Origin of the sequence: Pseudomonas sp. GM49 (genome assembly GCF_000282355.1) — a bacterium.
Taxonomy (GTDB): domain Bacteria; phylum Pseudomonadota; class Gammaproteobacteria; order Pseudomonadales; family Pseudomonadaceae; genus Aquipseudomonas.
Genome location: NZ_AKJL01000329.1, coordinates 16,865 through 42,093, shown reverse-complemented (window position 1 = coordinate 42,093; position 25,229 = coordinate 16,865). Strand labels below are relative to the sequence as shown.

The 25,229-nt window shown below is 59.0% G+C and carries 19 protein-coding genes; 11 read left to right on the top strand and 8 right to left on the bottom strand.

What is annotated here, in order from left to right:
• Nucleotides 1–971 (bottom strand): Lon-like protease helical domain-containing protein (locus PMI29_RS01110; RefSeq protein ID WP_008004318.1); only part of this gene is annotated, 971 nt, incomplete at its 3' end.
• 278 nt (nucleotides 972–1,249) lie between these two features.
• Between PMI29_RS01110 and PMI29_RS01115 the strand changes: the two genes are divergently transcribed.
• The 3 genes from PMI29_RS01115 (at nucleotide 1,250) to PMI29_RS01125 (ending at nucleotide 4,644) form a co-directional block, all read left to right on the top strand.
• Nucleotides 1,250–1,738 carry a DUF3015 domain-containing protein gene (locus tag PMI29_RS01115; RefSeq protein WP_007970900.1) on the top strand — a complete coding sequence of 163 codons (489 nt, stop codon included), beginning with the start codon at nucleotides 1,250–1,252 and terminating at the stop codon, nucleotides 1,736–1,738.
• A gap of 235 nt (nucleotides 1,739–1,973) precedes the next feature.
• Nucleotides 1,974–3,827: an Lnb N-terminal periplasmic domain-containing protein gene (locus PMI29_RS01120; RefSeq protein WP_008004315.1), complete on the top strand. Its 1,854-nt coding sequence runs from the start codon at nucleotides 1,974–1,976 to the stop codon at nucleotides 3,825–3,827.
• A gap of 322 nt (nucleotides 3,828–4,149) precedes the next feature.
• Entirely contained in the window at nucleotides 4,150–4,644 is a 495-nt protein-coding gene (locus tag PMI29_RS01125) for a GreA/GreB family elongation factor (protein ID WP_008004311.1), read from the top strand.
• 7 nt (nucleotides 4,645–4,651) lie between these two features.
• On the opposite strand, the gene gdhA is transcribed toward PMI29_RS01125, so the two are convergent.
• Together gdhA and ettA are read right to left on the bottom strand one after the other, a co-directional pair.
• Nucleotides 4,652–5,989, bottom strand: a complete 1,338-nt coding sequence (gdhA, locus tag PMI29_RS01130; RefSeq protein ID WP_008004309.1) for an NADP-specific glutamate dehydrogenase — start codon at nucleotides 5,987–5,989, stop codon at nucleotides 4,652–4,654.
• Nucleotides 5,990–6,360: 371 nt separating this feature from the next.
• Nucleotides 6,361–8,025 carry an energy-dependent translational throttle protein EttA gene (gene ettA, locus PMI29_RS01135; RefSeq protein WP_008004307.1) on the bottom strand — a complete coding sequence of 555 codons (1,665 nt, stop codon included), beginning with the start codon at nucleotides 8,023–8,025 and terminating at the stop codon, nucleotides 6,361–6,363.
• A 283-nt stretch (nucleotides 8,026–8,308) separates the two neighbouring features.
• Here ettA and PMI29_RS01140 point away from each other — a divergent pair, with 283 nt between their 5' ends.
• From PMI29_RS01140 to PMI29_RS01160, 5 genes are all read left to right on the top strand, one after another.
• Nucleotides 8,309–12,157, top strand: coding sequence for a sensor domain-containing protein (locus PMI29_RS01140; protein ID WP_008004305.1), 3,849 nt, complete (start codon nucleotides 8,309–8,311; stop codon nucleotides 12,155–12,157).
• Nucleotides 12,158–12,406: 249 nt separating this feature from the next.
• Nucleotides 12,407–13,660: a serine hydroxymethyltransferase gene (glyA, locus tag PMI29_RS01145; RefSeq protein WP_007990482.1), complete on the top strand. Its 1,254-nt coding sequence runs from the start codon at nucleotides 12,407–12,409 to the stop codon at nucleotides 13,658–13,660.
• A 276-nt stretch (nucleotides 13,661–13,936) separates the two neighbouring features.
• Complete coding sequence (locus tag PMI29_RS01150) at nucleotides 13,937–15,250, top strand: C4-dicarboxylate transporter DctA (protein ID WP_008004303.1); 1,314 nt, start codon at nucleotides 13,937–13,939, stop codon at nucleotides 15,248–15,250.
• Nucleotides 15,251–15,316: 66 nt separating this feature from the next.
• Nucleotides 15,317–16,021 carry a FadR/GntR family transcriptional regulator gene (locus PMI29_RS01155; protein WP_008004301.1) on the top strand — a complete coding sequence of 235 codons (705 nt, stop codon included), beginning with the start codon at nucleotides 15,317–15,319 and terminating at the stop codon, nucleotides 16,019–16,021.
• Nucleotides 16,022–16,046: 25 nt separating this feature from the next.
• Nucleotides 16,047–16,736, top strand: coding sequence for a GntR family transcriptional regulator (locus tag PMI29_RS01160; protein WP_008004299.1), 690 nt, complete (start codon nucleotides 16,047–16,049; stop codon nucleotides 16,734–16,736).
• 98 nt (nucleotides 16,737–16,834) lie between these two features.
• On the opposite strand, the gene yjiA is transcribed toward PMI29_RS01160, so the two are convergent.
• The 3 genes from yjiA to PMI29_RS01175 form a co-directional block, all read right to left on the bottom strand.
• Nucleotides 16,835–17,806 (bottom strand): GTPase, encoded by a 972-nt coding sequence (gene yjiA, locus PMI29_RS01165; protein ID WP_008004297.1) that lies wholly within the window; start codon nucleotides 17,804–17,806, stop codon nucleotides 16,835–16,837.
• A gap of 162 nt (nucleotides 17,807–17,968) precedes the next feature.
• Nucleotides 17,969–18,166 (bottom strand): YbdD/YjiX family protein, encoded by a 198-nt coding sequence (locus tag PMI29_RS01170; RefSeq protein ID WP_007895266.1) that lies wholly within the window; start codon nucleotides 18,164–18,166, stop codon nucleotides 17,969–17,971.
• A gap of 15 nt (nucleotides 18,167–18,181) precedes the next feature.
• A complete protein-coding gene (locus PMI29_RS01175) occupies nucleotides 18,182–20,248 on the bottom strand; it encodes a carbon starvation CstA family protein (protein WP_008004295.1) in 2,067 nt (688 codons plus the stop codon).
• A gap of 160 nt (nucleotides 20,249–20,408) precedes the next feature.
• On the opposite strand from PMI29_RS01175, the gene PMI29_RS01180 reads away from it, so the two are divergent.
• Nucleotides 20,409–20,777 (top strand): PilZ domain-containing protein, encoded by a 369-nt coding sequence (locus PMI29_RS01180; RefSeq protein WP_008004293.1) that lies wholly within the window; start codon nucleotides 20,409–20,411, stop codon nucleotides 20,775–20,777.
• A 128-nt stretch (nucleotides 20,778–20,905) separates the two neighbouring features.
• Here PMI29_RS01180 and radA read toward each other — a convergent pair whose 3' ends face one another.
• On the bottom strand, nucleotides 20,906–22,273 hold the full coding sequence (gene radA / locus PMI29_RS01185) for a DNA repair protein RadA (RefSeq protein WP_008004292.1): 1,368 nt from the start codon (nucleotides 22,271–22,273) through the stop codon (nucleotides 20,906–20,908).
• 644 nt (nucleotides 22,274–22,917) lie between these two features.
• Here radA and mscL point away from each other — a divergent pair.
• Nucleotides 22,918–23,331 (top strand): large-conductance mechanosensitive channel protein MscL, encoded by a 414-nt coding sequence (gene mscL / locus PMI29_RS01190; RefSeq protein WP_008004290.1) that lies wholly within the window; start codon nucleotides 22,918–22,920, stop codon nucleotides 23,329–23,331.
• A 42-nt stretch (nucleotides 23,332–23,373) separates the two neighbouring features.
• Here the strand turns inward: mscL and PMI29_RS01195 are convergent, their stop codons facing one another.
• The gene (locus PMI29_RS01195) at nucleotides 23,374–24,150 is read right to left on the bottom strand and encodes a ferredoxin--NADP reductase (protein ID WP_008004287.1); all 777 of its coding nucleotides are present in this window, start codon (nucleotides 24,148–24,150) and stop codon (nucleotides 23,374–23,376) included.
• A gap of 292 nt (nucleotides 24,151–24,442) precedes the next feature.
• Between PMI29_RS01195 and PMI29_RS01200 the strand changes: the two genes are divergently transcribed.
• Nucleotides 24,443–25,156 (top strand): helix-turn-helix transcriptional regulator, encoded by a 714-nt coding sequence (locus PMI29_RS01200; RefSeq protein ID WP_008004286.1) that lies wholly within the window; start codon nucleotides 24,443–24,445, stop codon nucleotides 25,154–25,156.
• The last annotated feature ends 73 nt before the right edge of the window (nucleotides 25,157–25,229 follow it).

Genomic DNA, 25,229 nt, shown 5'->3' with positions numbered 1-25,229 from the left:
GGCTCGAACACCACCGGCGCGCCGCCGCTGGCCGAGTGACCGACCACCAGGCTCGGCGCGTACTGTTCCTCCAGCAGTTTGCGGGCGACAGCGTCGGTCTTGCTGTCGTCCACCAATTGCTCGACCACGGTCTTGAGCAAGTACACCTGCATGGCTTGCAGATAACCGCACACCGCGGCGTTCTCGGCGTACTTCTCCGACAACGGTGACAACAATGGCTGCAAGGTCAGGGTGATGGTTTCTTCGTTGAGGTGGCGCAGTTGGTTGCTCGACTCACGCTTCCATTGCGGCAGGCTGGCGAGCTCTTCGTTCAGGCGCTCCTCCAGCACGGAAATATCCTCGTGGAAGCGCTCGCGCTCGGTTTCCGGCAACTGGGCGAATTCAGCTTCGTCCAACGCCTTGCCGTCGCCCATCGGGGTGAAGGCGATATTGCTGGCGTCGCGGTACAGCGCGACATCCTTTTCCAGTGCCAGACGCTCGATGACGTCCAGGGCCTTGTCGTAGCGCTGGTTGAAGGCGCGGTCGATGGCGCTTTTCTTCTGCTGGTAGGACGGATGTTCGAAGACTGCCGGAAACGTCGCCAGCAGGTTGTCGATCAGACCGTTGATATCTCCAATGAAGTTACCGGCAGTGCCCGACGGCAATTCCAGGGCACGTGGTTCGCGCGGTTCATCGAAATTGTTGACATAGACCCAGTCCGCCGGGGTCTGCAGGCGCTTGCCTTCGGCCTTGAGGTAGCGTTTGACGAACGAGAACCGGCCAGTGCCGGGCTCGCCCATGACGAATACGTTGTAACCGGGGCGTGGCATGGCCACACCGAACTGCAAGGCTTCGACCGCACGTTCCTGGCCAAGCACACCGCGAAAGGGCTCCAGATCATTGGTGGTAGAGAAGCTGAACTGTTCAGCGGAAAACGGACGGGTCAGCGCTTCGGGCGCTAGACGCAAGCTGGCAGCAACAGGATCAGGCATCGGGCTTCCTTAACAATCAGGCGGGGCAGATTGCAGCATTCTGGCGCTGCCCATGCCCGACTGGCAAGGAGTGCCGCAGACCTGTGCATAGACAATCCGAAAACCCCAGGCCGCCCGGGCTTGCGCCGCGGTTTCCCATGAATGTTTTGCAAAAAATCACGGAACCCCATGATCGTGCCTAAACTCCAGACTGCGCGGCTGGACTAATGCCCGGCCCACTGGCACCAGACGGGCCAGACCCTTTGTCTATTGGTACGCACATAAAAGAGAACAACGCTATGAAACGGATTCTTCTTGGTACTCTCTTCACCGCTGTATCCATCAACGCCATGGCTCAGGCCCCGGGCGGCCCGGATTGCGGTTGGGGCAACATGCTGTTCGAAGGTCAGCGTGGTACTCCGGCTCACTTCCTGGCATCCACCACCAACGGCACTTCCGGCAACGCAACCTTCGGTATGACCTCCGGCACCAACGGTTGCGCAACCAACGCGTCGCTGACCTATGGCGGCAAATCCTGGTTTGCCATGAATGGCATGATGAACGAGCTGTCCGAGGACATGGCCAAAGGTCAGGGCGAGGCGCTGACCACCTACGCCGTGGTACTGGGCGTGGCGCCGGAAGACCGTGCGCACTTCGCCGCCGTCACTCACGAGCACTTCCAGCAGATCTTCAGCAAGGCGGACGTTACCGCCGAAGACGTGCATACCAATACCCTGGCCGTGCTCAAAGCCGACCCTCGACTGGCCAAGTACGCCACTCAAGCTTAAGCTCGACCCGCCCCGCTTCTTTCGGGAAGCGGGTTTTGTTTTTTGGACCTGTCCCTCCTCGGGCAATGTTGCTGACTACTGTAGGAGCTGGCTTGCCAGCGATGATTTCAAAGGCGCTGTGTTTATCCAGTAAACACGCGTAATCGTTAAGGACCATCGCTGGCAAGCCAGCTCCTACAGGTAAAAGGCATCCACCTCGTTGGGTCTTTGTTTTTTTCGACTTAAGTTGCCACCTATGCTCAAACGCCTTGCCTGGCTGGCGCTGTGTGCCTGCGCCCCGCTGTCCGCCGCGCCTCACATCGATCCACAACGTTTGCAGCAACTGGCCAACGACCCTTTCTGGATATCCCTGGGCCATTACGAAACCGCCAAGCTCGGCGGCTGGCGCAGCTATGTCAGCGACAGAAAATTCTTCCTCGCCGCCGATGGCAACGAACATCCGGACCATGAACTGGCGGCGACCGTACAAGCCTTGTACGCCCCGGCCAGTGCCGGTGAACAACACGCGCAATGCGTCTACCCGGCCCGCACCCGCTGGCTGACAGAACAACTCGGCCTGAACGGCCTGCCAACACCGGACTGCACCGGGTTCAAGCAATGGTTCAAGGACGTCTCGCCCGATAGCGCGGTGATGATCTTCCCGGCGGCTTACCTGAACAGCCCGTCCTCGATGTTCGGCCACACCCTGCTGCGCATCGACCAGGCCGATGTAAAGAGCGACAAGACTTCGCTGCTCAGCTATGCCATCAACTTCGGTGCCTACATCGAAGGCTCGGACAACAGCATCCTCTATGCCTGGAAAGGCCTGATGGGCGGTTATCCCGGCCTGTTCGCGCTGGTGCCCTATCAGGAAAAACTCTCGGAATATCGCAGCCTGGAAAACCGCGATCTGTGGGAATACCGCCTGAACCTGACCCGGCAGGAAACCGCGCGCATGGTCGAGCACGTCTGGGAGCTGAAGCAGATCAAATTCGACTATTTCTTCTTCGACGAGAACTGCTCATACCGCTTGCTCGAACTGCTGCAGGTGGCCCGCCCGAGCCTGCGCCTGACCGAGCAATTCCCGCTCACAGCCATTCCGACCGACACCGTCAAAGCCGTGAAAAATGCCGGACTGGTGGAATCCATCCAGTATCGTCCGTCCCGGGAACGCGAGTTGCTCAGTCGCGCCGAGCCGTTGAACCCTGAAGAGCAGCAATGGGTGCTGAAAGTCAGCGCCGACCAGAAACAATTGCAAGCCCCGGCGTTCAAGGCACAACCCCGCGAACGCCAGGCGCTGATCATCGATGCGGCCTATCGTCTGGAGCGTTACCGAGCCAATGGTCAGGAACGCGACCCCGCGCGCGCCCAGCGCAGCTTCGAACTGCTGCGGGCGATCAACCAGAACCCGGCGCCGGAGCTGGATATCCCGCAACCCGGCCTGCCTGAAGACGGTCACGAGTCCCGCACCTGGCAGCTCGGCCTTGGCACCCGTGGAGATAAAGCCTTTGGCGAGTACGGCTTGCGCATGGCTTATCACGACCTCAATGACAACAGCGAAAGCTTTCCCCTTGGTGCGCAGATTGAAATCCTGCAATTGAAACTGCGCCAGTACGAAGGCAATGACTGGCAAGTGCAGCGACTGGACCTGGCGACCATTCGCTCCCTGACCCCGCGTAACGAGTTGCTGCAGCCACTGTCATGGCAAGTCACCGGCGGTCTGGAACGGGTACCGGGCAAGCATGATGACCAAACCCTGGTCAGCCACGTCAACGGTGGCGGCGGCGGTACCTGGCAACTGAGCGACGATCTGCTCGGCTTTGCCTTGGGCACCGCGCGTATCGAGCACAACAACGACTTCGCCGCATTCATTGCCCCGGCCGCCGGTTTCAACAGTGGTGTGCTGTGGAAAAACCCGCTGGGCAACTTGAGCCTGGAAGCCAAGGGCGACTTTTTCACCAATGGTGAAGTGCGTCGTAGCCTGAGTCTGAATCAGCAATGGGAAATATCCCGCAATCTCGGACTGCGCTTGAGCGCCCAGCGCGAGTTCAGCCATTTGGCGACCCCCGAGAACGAAGTGATGCTTGAGCTGAAGTGGTATCACTACTGACCCGAACGCACCACACATCCCTGTGGGAGCGAGCTTGCTCGCGATAGCGGCCGTTCAGCCAACACACGTGTTGAATGTCAGTCCCTCATCGCGAGCAAGCTCGCTCCCACAGGGAATCGTCGTTTCCGACGGATTGATCACACACCTTTCACAACCACCCGATGCATCCACTTCTAGACTTTCCTTATCAGCCGCGTATCGGCCTGGCAGCAGAAGGATCAGAACGCCACCCGGACCTATCACTCGCCGTAAGTCGCTTTCAGACATTTGCTGAAACCAAATACCTGCGACCATGACCTAAATCCTATACCGGGAGAATTCCATGAGCCGTGCCTTCGTCAATGAAGATAACGCCGCCGCGCAAACCGATCAGCCTGTCGAAAGGCAGGTCAGCGCGCAGCCCAATTACGTCACGCCGCAAGGCCTGATTCTGTTGCAGGGTAAAGTCGCAGAACTGCAAACCCTGCACGCCGAACAATCGGCCAGGGGCGAGCAGGCCGACAAGCAGCGCCTGGTGGATCTCGAGCGTGATTTGCGTTACTTCAAGCAGCGCCTGGGCAGCGCTCAGGTGGTACCCGCCGCGACTTCGACCGAGAAAGTGCAGATCGGCAGTTGGGTGACCTACGCCGATGAACACGCCACCGAGCGTCGGGTACAACTGGTGGGCGAAGATCAGGCCGATGCCGCCCACGGCCTGATCAATTGGGGTTCGCCGCTGGGTCGGGCACTGCTCGGTGCACGACTCAACGACGAAGTGCTGTGGCAGCGCCCCGCCGGGGATCAATTGATCGAAGTGATTCGTATCGATCCGGCGTAGGCTTCGCCTAAACCACGCCTTGGGCCAGCATGGCATCGGCGACTTTGACGAAGCCGGCGATATTCGCGCCCTTGACGTAGTTGACCCGGCCATTCTCTTCGCCGTAATGCACGCAAGCATGGTGGATCGACTGCATGATCGCGTGCAGCTTGCTGTCCACTTCGCCACCGGTCCACGCCAGGCGCATGGCGTTCTGCGACATCTCCAGCCCGCTCACCGCCACGCCACCGGCGTTGGATGCCTTGCCCGGCGCAAACAGAATGTCCGCCTCGATGAACAGGTCCACCGCCTCAAGGGTGGTCGGCATGTTCGCGCCTTCAACCACGCAGATGCAGCCGTTGCGCAGCAGGGTGCGAGCGGCTTCAGCGTCCAGTTCGTTTTGCGTCGCGCACGGCAACGCGATATCGCAGCTCAGGCTCCATGGCAACTGACCGGCGCGGAACTCCAGGCCAAAACGGCCGGCCAGTTCACGGATACGCCCACGCTGTACGTTTTTCAGCTCCAGCATCGCCAGCCATTGCTCCTCGGTCAAACCGCTTTCGCAATACAACGTGCCTTCGGAATCGGACAGCGAAATCACTTTGCCGCCCAGGTCCATGACCTTGCGCGCCGCGTATTGCGCAACGTTGCCGGAACCGGAGATCGCCACCCGCTTGCCCTCGACTGCCAAACCGCGGCGTTTGAGCATTTCCTCGGCGAAGTACACACAACCGAAACCGGTGGCTTCCGGGCGAATCAGGCTGCCGCCGTAGCTTGGGCCTTTGCCGGTCAGCACGCTGGTGAACTGGTTGCTCAGGCGCTTGTACTGGCCAAACAGGAAACCGATTTCCCGCGCGCCCACACCGATGTCCCCGGCCGGCACGTCAACGTCGGCACCAATGTGGCGGTACAACTCGCTCATGAAGGCCTGGCAGAAGCGCATGACTTCCGCATCGCTTTTGCCTTTGGGGTCGAAGTCCGAACCGCCCTTGCCGCCGCCCATGGGCAATGAAGTCAGGGAGTTTTTGAAGGTCTGTTCAAAGGCGAGGAATTTCAGGACGCCCATGTTCACCGACGGGTGAAAACGCAAGCCGCCCTTGTACGGGCCGATCGCGCTGTTCATCTGGATGCGGAAACCACGATTGACCTGGACCTTGCCCTGATCGTCGACCCACGACACGCGAAACACCACCGCCCGCTCCGGCTCGCAGATGCGCTCCAGAATGCCCGAGGTCAGGTAATGCGGATTCGCTTCAAGAAACGGCCACAGACTGCGTAGTACTTCTTCCACGGCCTGGTGAAATTCAGGTTGGTCCGGATCGCGATTTTTCAGGCGCGCAAGGAAGGATTCGACGGATTCGATCATGGAAAAGTCTCGGCAAATTTATTGTCGTTGGAAGGGATTGGGCCGGACTGTAACAAACGATTCGCGCACAAGAACAGAGCAAAATGTCGCATTTATGAAATTAAATGGTGCACAGGATATAAAACAGACTGCTTTTTGGCCTGATATTGCACCTGAATGGGGAGTCACAATTCAATTCCTGCACCATCAGGAATACCGCCTTCGCGAGCAAGCCCGCTCCCACAGGAGGTCGGTGTTGAATTGAGAGGTGTGCCTTTCACAAAACCCTGTGGGAGCGGGCTTGCTCGCGAAGTCCGCTGCTCGGTCTCACTGAAAAAACGCAAAAAAAAACGGAGCCCGAAGGCTCCGCTCTTTATGCAACCAACCCGAAATCAGGCCAGTTTCTTGTGACGCACCCGGTGTGGCTGGGCAGCCGCATCGCCGAGGCGCTTTCTACGGTCGGCTTCGTACTCGGTGTAGTTGCCTTCGAAGAACACCGCTTGCGAGTCGTCTTCGTACGCCAGGATGTGCGTCGCGACGCGGTCAAGGAACCACCGGTCGTGGGAGATCACAATGGCGGCGCCCGGGAAGTCCAGCAGGGCCTCTTCCAGGGAACGCAGGGTTTCAACGTCGAGGTCGTTGGACGGTTCGTCGAGCAGCAGGACGTTGCCGCCCTCTTTCAAGGTCAGGGCCAGGTGCAAGCGGCCGCGCTCACCGCCGGACAGGTCCTTGACGAACTTCTGCTGATCGCCGCCCTTGAAGTTGAAGCGACCGACGTAGGTACGCGACGGGATCTCGTAGTTGCCGATGCGGATCTGGTCGGAACCGTCGGAGATCTGCTGGAACACGGTCTTGCTGCCGTCCAGGTCTTCGCGGCTCTGGTCGACGCAAGCCAGTTGCACGGTTTCACCGACTTCGATGCTGCCCGAGTCCGGAGTTTCCTTGCCCATCAACATACGGAACAGGGTCGACTTACCGGCGCCGTTACCGCCGATCACGCCTACGATGGCGCCTTTAGGCATGGAAAACGACAGGTTGTCGATCAGCACGCGATCGCCGTAGCCCTTGGTGACGTTCTTGAATTCGATGACCTTGTCGCCCAGGCGTGGACCGGCCGGGATGTAGATCTCGTTGGTTTCGCTGCGCTTCTGGAATTCCTGCGATTGCATTTCTTCGAAGCGTTGCAGACGAGCCTTGGATTTCGACTGGCGGGCCTTGGCGCCTTTGCGCACCCACTCCAGTTCTTCCTTCATGGCTTTTTCGTGGGCCGATTGCTGCTTGGATTCGGCAGCCAGACGATCGGACTTGGCTTCCAGCCAACCCGAATAGTTGCCCTCGTAAGGAATGCCCGCGCCGCGGTCGAGTTCCAGAATCCAGCCGGCAACGTTGTCCAGGAAGTAACGGTCGTGCGTGATCGCTACCACGGTACCCGGGAAGTCGTGCAGGAAGTGCTCAAGCCACGCAACGGAATCGGCGTCCAGGTGGTTGGTGGGTTCGTCGAGCAGCAGCATGTCCGGTGCGGACAGCAGCAGACGGCACAGGGCCACACGACGCTTCTCACCACCGGAGAGGTGTTCGACCTTGGCATCCCAGGCCGGCAGACGCAGCGCATCGGCGGCGACTTCCAGCTGACGCTCCAGGTTGTGGCCGTCGCTGGCTTGCAGAATCGCTTCGAGCTTGGCCTGTTCGGCGGCCAGTTTGTCGAAGTCGGCATCCGGATCGGCATAGGCCGCGTAGACCTCGTCCAGGCGTGCCTGGGCGTCCTTGATCACGCTGACCGCCTCCTCGACCACTTCACGCACGGTCTTGGTCGGATCAAGAATCGGCTCCTGCGGCAGGTAGCCGATGTTCAGCTCCGGCATCGGACGGGCTTCGCCCTCGAATTCGGTGTCGACGCCGGCCATGATTTTCAGCAGCGTGGACTTACCCGAACCGTTAAGGCCAAGCACGCCGATCTTGGCGCCGGGGAAGAACGACAGAGAAATGTTTTTCAGGATTTCCCGCTTCGGCGGAACAACTTTGCCCAGCCGATGCATGGTGAATACGTATTGAGCCATGGAGAACCTAGGGTCAGTGACTGATGAATGAATAGGGTACAGGCGATGCCTGGCCAGGCTGTGCGCGTCGTCCGATTGAGAGTTTTCAATACAGACGCGCTGAAAAAGCCTAGGAGCTGGAACGCTCCCGCGTAACCCGCAAAGCTACCTTAATGACAGATGGCAGTCCAGCCGACGGGCTGGGGCTGGCACTTCGCCACAACTCAGGGCATGCTAGCCGCCCTTCGGGCGTCCGGCTTATAGTGCACGTCGCGCCAGTCCAGCCAAACCGCAGGATTACAGCTTGTCCAATGTCCCTCCGCCTCTGACTTCCAGTGCGCCGGCCACAGCGCCTGGCTCCCCCCTGCGCGGGACCTTGAAGGGCACCTTGGCGACACTCGCATTATTGCTGCTGGCCCTGCTGTTCTGGCAGTTACTCGACCAGTTGCGCGAAACCCAGAAAAACCAGCGTCAGTACACCATCGACTACACCGCCGATCTGGCCGCGCAGGTCAGCCTGAACATGGCACTCAACGCGCAGATCGCCCTCAACCTGTTGCCGATCGTCGAGCAACCGCAAGACGCCGATGAACTGCAGGCGCTGCTGCGCAAGCTGCAACAGTCGCTGCCTGATCTGCGTAGCCTGGCTTTGCTCAGCCCTTCGGGAAGAGTCCTCAGTGACAGCGCTCCCGACAGCGATGACAGCGACTACCTGGGTGAACTGGTACGCCGCAGCCACGCCCAGGCGCACTACTTCAGCAATGCCACCGACGGTTCTGTGGTGCATTTATTGTTGCATCAGGCCAGCGGCAGTTCCCGCGGCTACTGGGCCTTGCGCCTGACGCCCACCTTCTTTTCGTCCTTGACCAAGCAGAGCGAGGCTGGCGACCGCCCGTTGTGGCTGGTGGAGAACCGCATCAATCATCAAATCGTCAGCCGCGACAAAGGGCTGCCCTCGGTCAATCCGGGTACGCTGACCGAGGACGATGTCGCCAACAGCGTGCTGACGGTTCCGCTGAGCAGCAGCGATTGGCAACTGCGCGGTTTGTTCGACCGTCAGCGAGTGCTGGAAGAACTGCTGCCGGCGTTCATCGGCAAATGCCTGCTGGGCCTGGCGTTTTCCATGCTGCCGTTCATCGCCTTGCTGAACATGCGCCGGCGTCAGCGCCAGTTGAATGAAGGCCGCCGACGTTACCAGGACATTTTCGAAGGCACCGGCGTGGCTTTGTGCGTGCTCGACATGTCGGGGCTCAAGGTCTTTTTCGACAAGGCACAGCTGCAGGACAGCGAGCAACTGCAAGCGTGGCTGGCGATCCCGGAGCAACGCCGGCAATTGCTCAAGGAACTGCGGATCACCGAGGTCAACCAGGTCGCTCTGCAACTGCTGAATGTCGATAGCACCGACAACGCCTGGAAACTGCTGGTCGACGGCAATCCGCAGGACGGCACCGCCATCGGCAACCAGGTGCTCGACGCGATGCTCAACCGGCAGCAACAGCTTGAGCTGGAAATAAAGCTCCAGGACGCCAGCGGTCGCGACCAGCACCTGTGGCTGGTGCTGCGTCTGCCGCAAACCCCGGACGACTATGACTCGGTGATCCTGAGCATCACCGACATCACCAGCCGCAAGCTCATCGAACTGTCATTGCAGGAGCGCGAAGGGTTCTGGTCGGACGTGGTGCGCACCGTGCCGGATCACCTGTATGTACAGGATGTGATCAGCCAGCGCATGATCTTCAGCAACCACCATCTGGGCCAGACGCTGGGTTACAACCGCACCGAACTGCAACAGATGGGCGAATACTTCTGGGAAATCCTCCTGCACCCCGAAGACGCCGACTATTACCACCGCTCCCGCCAGGTCCAGCGCCAGGCCGGTTATCACCAGTTGATGCAGTGCCAGTTGCGCTTCCGCCATCGGGACGGCCAGTGGCGACGTTTCGAGATTCGCGAGCAGGCATTGGCGCGGGACAGGGAGGACCAGGTCACGCGGATCATCGGCGTGGCCAAGGACATCACCGACCAGATCGAAGCCAGCGAATCCCTGCGCGACAGTGAGCAGCGCTATCGCATGCTCGCCGAAAGCATCAGCGACGTGATCTTCTCCACCGACAGCCGCCTGAATCTCAATTACGTCAGCCCCTCGGTGCAAGCCGTGCTGGGTTACGACGCCGAGTGGATTTTCCAGAACGGCTGGCAATCGACCATCGCCAACCCGCAACAACTGACCGGCATCTACCACCTGATGGACCGGGTCAGCAAAGCGCTGGATCAACCGGACCACCTGGCGCTGTTACGCAGCCAGGTGCAAACCCAACTGTTCCTGTTCGACTGCCTGCGGGCCGACGGGCGCAAGATCCCGATCGAACTGCGCCTGGTATTGGTCTGGGACGAACACGGCACGTTCGAAGGCGTGCTCGGCGTCGGCCGCGACATCAGCCAGCAACGCCGGGCCGAAAAAGACCTGCGCATGGCGGCTACAGTATTCGAACACTCGACCTCGGCGATCCTGATCACCGACCCGGCCGGCTACATCGTCCAGGCCAACGAAGCCTTCAGTCGTGTCAGCGGCTATGCCGTGGAGCAAGTCCTCGACCAGTTGCCGAACATGCTGACTGTCGACGATCAGCAGGAAGCCCACCTGCGGTATGTGCTCAAGCAATTGAGCCAGCACAGCACATGGGAAGGCGAGGTCTGGCTCAAGCGCCGTAATGGCGAGCATTACCCGGCCTGGGTCGGAATCACCGCCGTACTCGACGACGAAGGCGACCTGGCCAGCTATGTGTGTTTCTTCAGCGACATCAGCGAGCGCAAGGCCAGCGAGCAGCGGATTCACCGTCTCGCCTACTACGACGCCCTGACGCACCTGCCCAACCGATCGCTGTTCCAGGATCGCCTGCACACGGCGTTGCAATCGGCCGAACGGCAGAAGTCGTGGGTGGTGCTGATGTTCCTCGACCTCGATCGCTTCAAGCCGATCAACGACTCCCTGGGCCACGCCGCCGGCGACCGCATGCTCAAGGAAATGGCCACGCGCCTGCTCGGTTGCGTCGACGATGACGACACCGTGGCGCGCATGGGCGGCGACGAATTCACCTTGCTCCTGCAACCGCGAGCTAACCGTGAAGTCGCCTTGACCCGGGCAATTCATGTGGCGGAACAGATTCTTGCCAGTCTGGTGAAACCCTTCGTACTCGAAGGCCGCGAGTTCTTCGTCACGGCCAGTATCGGCATCGCCCTGAGCCCGCAGGACGGCAACGAACTCAGCCAGTTGATGAAGAACGCCGACACCGCGATGTACCACGCCAAGGAGCGCGGCAAGAACAACTTCCAGTTCTATCAGGCGGACATGAACGCCAGTGCGCTGGAACGTCTGGAGCTGGAAAGCGATTTGCGCCATGCCCTGGAACAGAACGAATTCGTATTGTATTACCAGCCGCAGTTCAGCGGCGACGGCAAGCGCCTGACCGGTGCCGAGGCGCTGTTGCGCTGGCGTCATCCACGCCGCGGGCTGGTGCCGCCGGGGGATTTCATTCCAGTGCTCGAAGAGCTCGGGCTGGTGGTGGATGTCGGTGACTGGGTGATCAGCGAGGCCTGCCGCCAACTCAAGGCCTGGCATCAGGCCAGGGTACGGGTGCCGAAGGTGTCGGTGAACATCTCGGCGCGGCAATTCTCCGACGGCCAGCTCGGCACGCGAATCGCCACCATCCTCAAGGAAACCGGCCTGCCGCCGGCGTGCCTGGAACTGGAACTCACCGAAAGCATCCTGATGCGCGAAGTCAGCGAGGCGATGCAGATCCTCGACGGCCTGAAAAACCTCGGCCTGAGCATTGCGGTCGACGATTTCGGTACCGGTTACTCATCGCTCAACTACCTCAAGCAGTTCCCGATCGACGTACTGAAGATCGACCGCACCTTCGTCGACGGCTTGCCGTCGGGTGAGCAGGATGCGCAGATCGCCCGGGCAATCATCGCCATGGCCCACAGTCTTAACCTGGCGGTGATCGCCGAAGGCGTGGAAACCCACGAACAGCTGGATTTCCTGCGCGAGCACGGTTGCGACGAGGTGCAGGGTTACCTGTTCGGGCGCCCGATGCCGGCGGGCCAGTTCGAAGGGCAATTCAGCAATGATGCTCTGTTCATGTTCGACTGAGGTTTGCGGCGCGGCAATTGGCCTCATCGCGAGCAAGCTCGCTCCCACAGGTTTTTGGGGTGTACGCACCATGTGTGAATACCAAAGATCTACTGTGGGAGCGAGCTTGCTCGCGATGAGGCCGGCACGATCACCGCCGATCCCGTCATGAAGCCCACTTGTCTGCGACATGATGCCGTTTCATATGCCATCTAAAACCCATTGAGTTAGAATGCCCCCCTTTTCCGCCCCCGATCCTTGAGGACCGCCATGTTCAGCCGTGATTTGACTATTGCCAAGTACGACGCCGATCTCTTTGCCGCCATGGAGCAAGAAGCTCAGCGCCAGGAAGAGCACATTGAGCTGATCGCTTCGGAAAACTACACCAGCCCTGCGGTGATGGAAGCTCAAGGCTCGGTACTGACCAACAAGTACGCCGAAGGTTATCCGGGCAAGCGCTACTACGGTGGTTGCGAGTACGTAGACATCGTCGAGCAGCTTGCTATTGATCGAGCCAAAGAGCTGTTCGGCGCCGACTACGCCAACGTTCAGCCGCACGCCGGTTCGCAAGCCAACAGCGCCGTTTACCTGGCCCTGCTGTCTGCTGGCGACACCATCCTGGGCATGAGCCTGGCCCACGGTGGTCACCTGACCCACGGCGCCAGCGTTTCGTCCTCCGGCAAGTTGTACAACGCCATCCAGTACGGCATCGACGGCAACGGCCTGATCGACTACGACGAAGTCGAGCGCCTGGCTGTAGAGCACAAGCCAAAAATGATCGTGGCCGGCTTCTCTGCCTACTCGCAGATCCTCGATTTCCCACGTTTCCGTGCAATCGCCGACAAGGTTGGCGCCTACCTGTTCGTCGACATGGCCCACGTGGCCGGTCTGGTCGCCGCTGGCGTCTACCCGAACCCGGTTCCATTCGCTGACGTCGTGACCACCACCACCCACAAGACCCTGCGCGGTCCGCGTGGCGGCCTGATCCTGGCTCGCGCCAACGCCGACATCGAGAAAAAGCTGAACTCCGCGGTATTCCCGGGCGCCCAGGGTGGTCCGCTGGAGCACGTGATCGCAGCCAAGGCGATCTGCTTCAAGGAAGCGCTGCAGCCTGAGTTCAAGGCTTACCAGCAACAAGTGGTGAAAAACGCCCAGGCCATGGCCAGCGTGTTCATCGAGCGCGGTTTCGACGTGGTTTCCGGCGGTACTGAAAACCACCTGTTCCTGCTGTCGCTGATCAAGCAGGAAATCTCCGGTAAAGACGCCGACGCCGCTCTGGGCAAAGCGTTCATCACCGTGAACAAGAACTCGGTGCCAAACGACCCTCGCTCCCCGTTCGTCACCTCCGGCCTGCGCTTCGGCACCCCGGCTGTGACCACTCGTGGCTTCAAGGAAGCAGAGTGCAAGGAACTGGCCGGCTGGATCTGCGACATCCTGGCTGACCTGAACAACGAAGCGGTGATCGATGCCGTTCGTGAGAAGGTCAAGGCCATCTGCAAGAAGCTGCCGGTGTACGGCGCTTAATCAGCCCGCCAGACCGTAGCTATAAAAACCGGCCAGAGATGGCCGGTTTTTTTTCGCCCATTTTTTTATTCAGCCGGGGGGGAAAGCCTCTATACCGGGCTTACCCATCAACTGGTAAGACCGGTCATGCCAATTTTCTAATTTTTACTTGCGAAGACCCAAAAACAGCGCCTAGACTGCGCCTGCACTGGACATACCGGTAAGACCACAATAATTAAGTCCTGAAGCTGATACGCGCAGCGTACGGCAGCCAGGACACCGACCAGGATTCCTCCCATGCTCAGATGGTGCTCGCGTTCAATCTTCCTCCAAGTGGTTCTCGGACTGGTGCTCGGCATCGTCTGCGGGCTGACCCTTCCCGAATACTCCGCTCAGCTCAAACCGCTCGGTGACGGTTTTATCAAGCTGATCAAAATGCTCATTGGCTTGATTGTGTTTTGCGTAGTGGTCAGCGGCATCAGTGGTGCCGGCGACCTGAAGAAGGTCGGCCGTATCGGCCTCAAATCGGTGATCTACTTTGAAGTGCTGACCACCATCGCCCTGGTGATCGGTCTGGTGTTCGCCTTCAGCACCGGCATCGGCAGCGGCGCGAACATTCACCTGGAGCAGCTTTCCGCGGCAGACATGGGCGACATTGCCCAACGCGGCCAGCACATGCACACCACCACGCAGTTCCTGATGGACCTGATTCCGACGTCGGTGATCGGTGCCTTTGCCGATAACAACATCCTGCAGGTCCTGTTGTTCTCCGTGCTGTTCGGCAGTGCGCTGAATCTGGTGGGCGAGGCGGCATCGGGTATTTCGCGGCTGATCAATGAACTCAGCCACGTGATCTTCCGCATCATGGGCATGATCGTGCGCCTGGCGCCGATCGGTGTATTCGGTGCGATCGCCTTCACCACCAGCAAATATGGCCTGGACTCGCTGCAACACCTGGGCAGCCTGGTCGGCCTGTTCTACCTGACCTGTGTGGCCTTCGTGGCCCTGATTCTCGGCCTGGTGATGCGCCTCTCTGGCTTGAAGATGTGGCCGCTGCTCAAGTACCTGCGCGAGGAATTGCTGATCGTAATGGGCACTGCTTCGTCCGACGCTGTGCTACCGCAAATCATGCGCAAACTCGAGCATCTGGGCATCGGCAGTTCGACCGTCGGGCTGGTGATTCCCACCGGCTACTCGTTCAACCTCGACGGTTTCTCGATCTACCTGACCCTGGCCATCGTGTTCATCGCCAACGCCACCGGCACGCCGTTGGCCATGACTGACCTGCTGACCATTTTGCTGGTGTCGCTGATCACCTCCAAAGGTGCCCACGGGATTCCCGGCTCGGCACTGGTGATTCTGGCGGCAACCTTGACGGCGATCCCGGCGATTCCGGTGGTCGGCCTGGTGTTGGTGCTCGCGGTGGACTGGTTCATGGGCATCGGCCGCGCGCTGACCAACCTGATCGGCAATTGCGTCGCCACCGTGGCCATCGCCCGCTGGGAGAAGGACATCGACGTGCAGCGGGCGAACAAAGTACTTTCCGGTCAGGTGGGTTATACCTTCCAGCCGCGAAAACCGGTGGCACCGGCCCATCAGCAGGAATTCTGAATCAACGGTGTGCCGGCTGCCTCGTCGGCACACCTTCACCACTTTTTAATGCTCATGGAGCGAACAGTGATTACCTCGTCGACCGTTGTAAATTCAGTCGTAGAAAAACTTCGGGCCGCGCTGGACCGAGGTCAGTGGCGCTCCGGCGAAATGCTGCCAGGACAACGTGAACTGGCCGAACAACTGGGTATCAGCCGTCCGAGCCTGCGTGAGGCCGTCATCGTTCTGGAAACCCTCGGACTGGTGCGCTCGATGCCGGGTAAAGGCGTGGTGGTGCTTGAGGCCAATCTCGCCGACAGCCAGGTGCATGACAGCGCTGTGGCGGCAGCGAGCCTGGAAGACGTGCTGCAACTGCGCTACACCCTGGAGCCGTTCATCGTCGGCCTCGTGGCGCAGTCCATCAGCAGCAAGGAAGTCGGGCAACTGCGCCTGACCCTGATGGACATGCGCGAAGCCCTGGAGGCCAATGATAGTGAAGCCGGCGTAAACGCCTACATCGCGTTCCACGAAGAGCTGTTCACGCTGACGTCGAACCCGATCTTCCAGAGCGTGGTCCAGCAAACCAGCAATGCCCTCAAGCAAAGCGCCGAAGTGTTGCGCAACTCCCCGGAGCACCTGGCCGAACGCCTTGAAGAAAACGAAGCCGTGGTGCGTGCAATCCGCAGCAAGAACAGCGCCCAGGCCAGCGCCGAGATGCGTCGGCACATTTTGCGCGAAGGCCAGCGCATGGGCATCGAACTGAACATCCCGGAAGACAACCTCGGCAGTTGAAACCTCTTCGAACTGGAGATTGGTCATGAACAGCTTCGCCTCGCCACAAACGCTCACTAGCCTGCCCGTCCGCCCTTCGGTGGATGATCTGTATTCGCGGGTCCTCGATGCCATTTTCGAACAGCGCATCCATTCGGCCAGTCGCTTTACCGAAGAAAGCCTGGCGCAGATGTTCGGTGCAAGGCGCAGTGACATGCGTGATGTGCTGACGCGACTGTCCCATCAGCAGATCATCATCCTTCGAGTCAACCATCGTCCCCGCGTCGCCGAGCTTGATGCCGAGCAGACCCGGCAGACACTGCATGCCCGGCGGCTGACCGAGATCATGCTGGTGCGGCTAGCGTGTCAGCGACCCTGCGCGCAAGACCTGAAGCAGCTGCGGGCGCTGGTCGATAGCGAGCGTCAATGCGCTGAGCGTGGCCGGGCGATTCGTTTGTCGGGAGAGTTTCATCTGCAGCTGGCGCAAATGGCGGGGAATGCACCGCTAGCGCACTTTCTGGGCAATCTGGTGCCGCTGACTTCGTTGGCGATTGCGCAGTTTGATCTGCAGCAGAAGGATTATTGCGTGGGGCAAGTGCACATGGAGATTCTGGATGCGCTGGAGCGAGGAGATGCCGCGACGGCGCAAGCCGTGCTCAACCGGCATCTGGATTATCTGGAAGATTTGTTGCTGAGCCCTGCATCGGCACTGGGCCAACATTGTGCCGCACGTTAGACCGCCATCGCGAGCAGGCTCGCACAGGGGACTGCGCTTCAAATGTGGGAGCGAGCCTGCTCGCGATCGCGGCTTAAGACTCGCTGCAATTTCTGACTTTAATCCGCCGCCACCCGTGCAAACCCCTCACGAATCTTCTCTTCCGGCAAATCGTCAGCAATAAACACGATCACGCTTTCACGCGATTCATCGTTCCCCCACTCCGTGTCCCAATCGAATCCGTACAACTTCAGGACACCCTGAAATACCATCCGCCGCGGCTCGCCGAGGATGTTCAACACGCCCTTATAGCGCAGCAACTGCTTGCCATGCTCCTCCAGCAGCTCGTTCATGAACTCGCTGAGTTTATCGATATCCAGCGGTTTTCCAGTGCGCAGCACCAGGCTGGAAATGCGGTCGATGGACGGTGCCTGGCTGACCGGTCGCAAACTCACACCGCCACCGAGGTCGGCGTTGAGATTGAAACCACGCACGTCGAGCAATTCGGCCAGGTCGATCTTGCCGTGGTCAACCACGCGGATCGGCGCACGCCGGTTGATGCGGGTCAGGCGTTCGCTCAATGCGGTAAAGATCGGTTCATCCACCAGATCGCGCTTGCTCACCAGCAAGCGGTCGGCAAAACCGATCTGCGCCTGGGCGATGGTCTGGGTCAGGTGCAAGTCGGCATGTGCCGCGTCGACCAACGTGATGATGCCGTCGAGGATATAGCGCTCGCGCAACTCTTCGTCGATGAAAAAGGTTTGCGCCACGGGCGCGGGGTCGGCCAAGCCGGTGCATTCGATCACCAGGCGGTCGAAGGCGATGTCGCCCTGGTCCAGACGCTCGAGTAACAGATAAAGCGCTTTGGTCAGATCCGTATGGATGGTGCAGCAGACGCAGCCGTTGGAGAGCGTCATCACTTGGACCGGCTCATCACCCAACAACTGGGTGTCGATGCCGGCGTCGCTGAATTCGTTCTCGATCACGGCAATTTTCAGACCGTGCTCGGCCTTGAGCAGGTGACGCAACAGAGTGGTCTTGCCAGCGCCGAGGAAGCCGCTGAGGATCGTGACCGGGATTGGAGAGGACAAACTGGATCTCCTTTTTCACAAGATGAAAACACAACACAAAACAAATGTGGGAGCGGGCTTGCTCGCGAAGGGGTCGTGTCAGTCGACATGAATGTTGAATGACACACCGCTTTCGCGAGCAAGCCCGCTCCCACAGGGATTGCCGTCAATCCGAAAGCCGGATCAACAGCACTTCGGCCCACCCTTGCCACCGTAACGGGCTTCCTGACGCTCCCGAAAGAACATCTCATAGCTCATCACCGGTTTGTCCGGGTGTTTGGTCTGCATATGCTCGACGTAGTTGTCGTAGTCGGGCATGCCGACCATCAGGCGCGCGGCCTGACCGAGGTATTTACCGAGGCGACTAAGGTCATTGAACATGGTGCAAATCCTCGATCACGCTTCCGGCAGCGCCTGGAATGGCGATTCTTTATCCGTACGCTCCTTGCTGCCCCAAGCGGAAATACCGACCTTGAGCGCATAGAACAGGATGCTGAACACCACGAACAGGAACAGCGCAGTCAGCGTTGCGTTGGTGTAGGCGTTGAAGATCACGTGCTGCATCTGGGTGATGTCCTTGGCCGGGGCGAGGATCTGACCATTGGCCAGCGCATCGCTGTATTTTCTGGCCAGGGCCAGGAAGCCGATCGCCGGGTTGGCATCGAACAGCTTGATGAAACCCGCGGTGGTGGTGCAAATCAGCAGCCATACCGCCGGCAACATGGTGACCCAGACATACCGCTGACGTTTCATTTTGATCAGTACGACAGTACCCAGCATCAGCGCGATACCGGCCAGCATCTGGTTGGAGATACCGAACAGCGGCCACAAGGTATTGATGCCGCCCAGCGGGTCGATCACCCCTTGGTACAGCAACCAGCCCCACATGGCCACGCAACCGGCGGTGGCGATCAGGTTGGCGGTCCAGGACTCAGTGCGGCGCAAGGCCGGCACGAACGAACCGAGCAAATCCTGAAGCATGAAACGCCCGGCACGGGTACCGGCGTCGACCGCGGTCAGGATGAACAGCGCTTCGAACAGGATCGCGAAGTGGTACCAGAACGCCATGGTGTTTTCACCCGGCAGAACACTGTGCAGGATTTGTGCGATACCGACCGCCAGGGTCGGCGCACCACCGGCACGGGCCAGGATGGTGGTTTCACCGATGTCATGGGCCACGGCTTGCAGCGCTTCCGGCGTGATGGCAAAGCCCCAGTTGCTGACTGCTGTCGCTACCGCCACCACATCACCGCCGACGACCGCCGCCGGGCTGTTCATGGCGAAGTACACGCCCGGCTCGATCACCGAGGCGGCGACCATGGCCATGATCGCCACGAACGATTCCATCAGCATGCCGCCGTAACCGATGTAGCGGGCGTTGGTTTCGTTATCCAGCAGCTTCGGCGTAGTCCCGGAAGAGATCAGCGCATGGAAACCCGAGACCGCGCCACAGGCAATGGTGATGAACAGGAACGGGAACAGCCCGCCCTTCCACACCGGACCGGTACCATCGATGAACTGGGTCAGCGCCGGCATTTTCAGCTCGGGCATGGTGATCAGGATGCCAATGGCCAGGGCGACGATGGTGCCGATTTTCAGGAAGGTCGACAGGTAGTCACGTGGCGCCAGAATCAGCCACACCGGCAACACGGCCGCGACAAAACCGTAGCCGATCAGCATCCAGGTGATTTGTACACCGGTGAAGCTGAACGCCTTGGCCCACACCGGATCCGCGGCAATCTGCCCGCCGAGCCAGATCGAACCGAGCAGCAACAGCACGCCGATGACGGAGATTTCACCGATGCGACCCGGGCGGATGTAGCGCATGTACACGCCCATGAACATCGCGATCGGAATGGTCGCCATCACCGTGAAAATGCCCCAAGGGCTTTCGGCCAGGGCTTTCACCACGATCAGCGCCAGCACCGCGAGGATGATGATCATGATCAGGAAGCAGCCAAACAGCGCGATGGTACCGGGGATGCGGCCCATTTCTTCACGGACCATGTCACCCAGGGAGCGGCCGTTGCGGCGGGTGGACATGAACAGGACCATGAAGTCCTGAACGGCACCGGCCAGCACTACGCCGGCGATCAGCCACAGCGTGCCGGGCAAGTAGCCCATCTGCGCTGCCAATACCGGACCGACCAAGGGCCCGGCGCCGGCGATGGCCGCGAAATGGTGACCAAAAAGAATGTGTTTGTTGGTCGGCACGTAGTCCAGACCGTCATTGTTGAGCACAGCGGGAGTGGCCCGTCGCGCATCGAGTTGCATGACATTGTTAGCGATGAACAGACTGTAGTAGCGGTAGGCAACCAGATAGATGGCCACGGCAGCGACCACAATCCACAAGGCGTTGATTGCCTCGCCTCGGCGCAATGCCACGACGCCCAGGGCGCACGCACCTACGATTGCCAGCACCAGCCAAGGCAGATGGCGTAGCGGGCTATTATTATTTTTCATTTTATTATTCCAGCCAGAGTGGACAAGAAAGACAGCCACCCCGAGTTTAGCGCTCCTGACGGCAAAGACCATACCCCGACATTGGTCTAGACACCTGCGCGCGCTGGCCGCCTTCAAGAATGCAGGTCTATAGTCAGCGTACATCTACGAGGATCGCGCCATGAGCGAGCACCCCGCCGAACGTCGCCGCTTCAAACGTATTGCGTTCGATGCCCGAACCGAGCTGAGTCAGGGCGAATCCACCTGGTCGGTGAAGTTGATTGACCTGTCGCTCAAGGGGTTGTTGATCGAGCGACCCGATCCGTGGTTGGGCAATCCGCAGCAGGATTTTCTAGTCGATATACATCTGAGCGAAGAGGCCGACATCACCATGGATGTGCAATTGGCCCACGACGACCATGGCCAACTCGGTTTTGCCTGCCTGCACATCAGCCTGGAGTCCATCGAACGCCTGCGGCGATTGATCGAGCTCAACCTCGCTGATCCGCAGGAGCTGGAGCGAGAACTCGGTGCGCTGATCGAAATCTAGCCATCAGCGAAAATCATTGTGGGAGCGAGCTTGCTCGCGATGGCGGCTGTTCAGTCAATAAAGTGATTGTCTGAACCAATGCTATCGCGAGCAAGCTCGCTCCCACAGGTTTGTGTTCCACCTGCAAGTCACTCGAACAGTGCGTCTAGCGCCTGTTCCAAGCGAGTCACGGCAATAATCTGCAAACCCGCCGGCGCCTCTTTCGGCGCATTGCCCTTGGGCACGATGGCCCGCTTGAAGCCGTGCTTGGCAGCCTCTTTCAAACGCTCCTGACCGCTCGGCACCGGACGCACCTCTCCGGAAAGCCCGACTTCACCAAACACCAGCAGATCATGGGGCAGCGGCCGGTTGCGCAAGCTGGACATCACCGCCGCCATCAGTGCCAGGTCAGAAGCCGTTTCCAGCACCTTGACCCCACCGACCACGTTGAGAAACACGTCCTGATCGTGGGTCGGAATGCCACCGTGACGGTGCAGCACCGCCAGCAACATCGCCAGCCGGTTCTGGTCCAGCCCCAGCGTGACCCGCCGCGGGTTGGCCAGGTGACTGTCGTCCACCAGAGCCTGTACCTCCACCAGCATCGGCCGCGTGCCTTCCCAGGTTGCCATCACCACACTGCCCGGGACTTCTTCCTGGGCACGGGTCAGAAAAATCGCCGACGGATTGGAGACTTCTTTCAGGCCCTTGTCGGTCATGCCGAACACACCCAGTTCATTGACTGCACCGAAACGGTTCTTCACCGCCCGCAGCAGACGCAGGCGCCCATCGGACTCACCTTCGAAATACAACACGGTGTCGACCATGTGTTCCAGCACCCGAGGGCCAGCCAGCGCGCCTTCCTTGGTGACGTGGCCCACCAGGAAAATCGCCGTACCGCTCTGTTTGGCATAACGCACAAGCAATGCCGCGCTTTCACGCACCTGGGATACACCACCCGGTGCCGATTGCAGTTGCTCGGTAAAGATCGTCTGGATCGAGTCGATCACCATCACCTTGGGCTTTTCCTGACGGGCAGTGGCGATGATGGCTTCGATACAGGTTTCGGTCATGACCCGCAGTTGATCCTGAGGCAGCCCCAGGCGCCGTGCACGCATGGCCACTTGCTGCTGGGATTCTTCACCGGTGACGTACAGTGCCGGCATGCTCTTGGCGAGGTTGCACAAGGTTTGCAACAGAATGGTCGACTTGCCGATGCCAGGGTCGCCACCGATCAGTACCACCGAGCCATCCACCAGACCGCCACCCAGAACCCGGTCCAGCTCACTGGAAGCGGTGGAGAAGCGCGGAATTTCTTCGACACTGACTTCGGCCAGGGTCTTGATCTGTGCCTGCTGGCCGGCCCAGCCGGTACGACCGCTGGGGGCGGCTGCCCCACCACTTTCCACCATAGTTTCGGTGAGCGTGTTCCAGGCCCCGCACTCACCGCACTGGCCGGCCCATTTGGGGAAGGTTGAGCCGCACTCGGTGCAGCCGTACATGCGCTTGGCCTTGGCCATCGGAACTCCCGGCAAAAAAAACGCGATGATAGCTCAGCTGAGACGCAGGAGTGCGGCCAGATATTTTGTAAACGCTTTGTTGTTTTCAAGCCACCTCATTAAACGGGACTTATTGAAATACATTCACCTTATAAAAACCTTGTATAAGTTTTTTGCTGAACACACCCAACAAACTCCAAAGGCATACCTTGCTGCATGATTTAAAAACTTATACAAACCTTGCTCACTTAAATACTTAATGCATAACCCGGAAAACACTTACACAAAACGCAGCTATCCGCTCCTGAAACACGCGCCTGTTAGACAAGGCTCAAACTAACGAAACAGTTAATACAACTATAACTGCAATTAATCTTCAACACCTGCCCCTGATCATCAACTGCCAGATTAACTTCAACGACCGATTCAGAGAGGGTATTTCAACCCTGGTTCGCTCACGCAATCAAAGCCATACAACTGAAAAAGTGCCGTTTGCGAATCGCCACAGAAGGCTTGGTCGGCCTCCAGACGAGATCAAACGATGAATTTTTCAACCCCACACAAGTCGATTGCAGGCAAGCACAGCAGGCCGTTGATCCGAGCAAGATTCAATTTGCTGATTTACACTGCGCTCATCAACCTCATCTGTAACAAGGAAATAACCTATGGGCGTGCTAAATGAGTTCAAGGCCTTCGCGGTCAAAGGCAACGTGGTCGACATGGCCGTCGGCATCATCATCGGTGCGGCCTTCGGCAAGATCGTTACGTCGTTTGTCGGTGACCTGATCATGCCTCCAATCGGGATGCTGATCGGGGGCGTGGACTTCAGTGATCTGGCCATAACGCTCAAGGCAGCGGAAGGCGCCACCCCGGCAGTGGTGCTGGCTTATGGCAAATTCATCCAGACCATCATCGATTTCGTCATCGTCGCCTTTGCGATCTTCATGGGCGTCAAGGCCATCAACCGCCTGAAGCGCGAAGAGGCAGTGGCCCCTAGCCTGCCACCGGTTCCAACCAAGGAAGAAGAGTTGCTGGGCGAGATCCGCGACCTGCTCAAGGCCCAGAACAATCGGCCTTGACCGCAATAACGAACAAAACGGCGCCTTTGAGGCGCCGTTTTCTTACCAGAAGTTTTCCACTGCCACCTGGCCGGGTCGCCGGCTGAGGCTCAAGTGCATGTCACGCTGCTTAAGCAGCTTGCGCGTGTCATCGATCATCTGCGGATTGCCGCACAACATGACCCGTGAGTGCTCAGGCGTCAGCGCAACACCCGCGACGCACTCCAGTTCGCCGTTTTCAATCAGTGTGGTGATCCGCCCGTTCAATGCGTCAGGATGCTGCTCACGAGTGACCGTGGCGATGAATTGCAGTTTGTGTGCGTACTCAGCCAGATACTCCAGTTGTGCCAGCCCCGCGATCAGCTCCTGATAAGCCAGTTCCCGGGCTTCACGAACGCTGTAGACCAGGATAATCCGCTCGAACTTCTCCCAGACTTCGAAGTCCTGGAGTATCGACAGGAACGGCGCCACGCCCGTGCCTGTGGATAACAACCACAGATCGCGCCCATCGACAAAACGGTCCAGCGTCAGGTAGCCGAAGGCCTGGCGGTCGACCAGCAATGAATCGCCAACACCCAGGCGGCTCAGTTCGCTGGTGAACTCACCGCCCGGTACGACAATGGAAAAGAACTCGAGAAACTCGTCAAAGGGCGAGGACACCATGGAATAGGCGCGCCATACCGTACTGCCGTCAGCCTTGGTGACGCCCAATCGGGCAAACTGCCCTGCCCGAAAACGAAACCCTGCATCCCGCGTGGCACGCAGGGTAAACAGGTTCGGGGTCAACGGATGAACCTCGAGCAAGGTCTGGCGCGTAAATTTTTCTTCACTGACGGACATGGAAGGCTCCAATCAACAGATACCCCAGTGTCCCGCAAAGAAAGCAGCGTAACCACCGACAATTTGTAGTGACATTAATGATCGATGACTAAATTCGACACACAGCTGCAAGTATAAAATGACATATGGCATTTATAACTGATCCAGTGCCTAAGAACCTGGAACACACTTTTCCAACAGTCAAAAGAGCAAAACTGTCGAAGCATCGCCGTAGGAACTGTCCTACACTCCGTGACGTGCCGAATTTTGGATCCAATGCGCACCCGGAAGACACACGAATGGAGATCATTGTATGGAAATCTGGAAGGAGTCACAGCTCAAACAATTGTCACACACGCAAGAGATCAATACTGCCTACCGAATCGCACTCAACTTCGCTAGAAACCTTGGATATAAATTTTGTGGCTTTTCAATTACCTCGAACTCAGTCGGGGCCGAAGCCACTACGGTAAACCTGAACAATTTTCCCCATGAGTGGAATTTTCAATATAAAAAAAACAGCACCACGCAAATAGACCCAATAGTGGCGCACTGCAATCACTCAATGTTGCCTGTTCTCTGGAGTGAAGAGCTTTTTTCCAGGACGCCATGGCTATGGCAGTTGCTGCAGCAACAAGGCTTGCAGCATGGCTGGTCCCATGCCATCCACGATGAGAAAACCGGTCTGAGCAGTATTCTCAGTCTGGCCAGGAGCCACTGCCCGATTTCAGCCTATGAGCTGTACGAGAACCTTGGATTCTCGGTGTTCATCAGTCGCCATCTGCACGCTCTGGCGATCGGGATGCAACCGAAAAAACCGGCTCGCCCTCAGGCGCCTCCCTTGTCACGACGGGAACTCGAAGTATTGAAACTGTCGGCCGATGGCAAGACGGCCTATGAAATTGCCAGGATCCTCAATTTGAGTGAACGCACAGTCAACTTTCATGTGCACAGGGCTATCGAGAAGCTCGGCGTCAACAACAAGATTGCGGCAGTCATCGCCGCGACCCGCTCCGGAGCCATCTGAAAGCGCCCGATTGCGGGAAAACCTGCGGGTAATCCAGTCAAAAAAAACGTACCATTTGCGGTCCTTCCTGAGT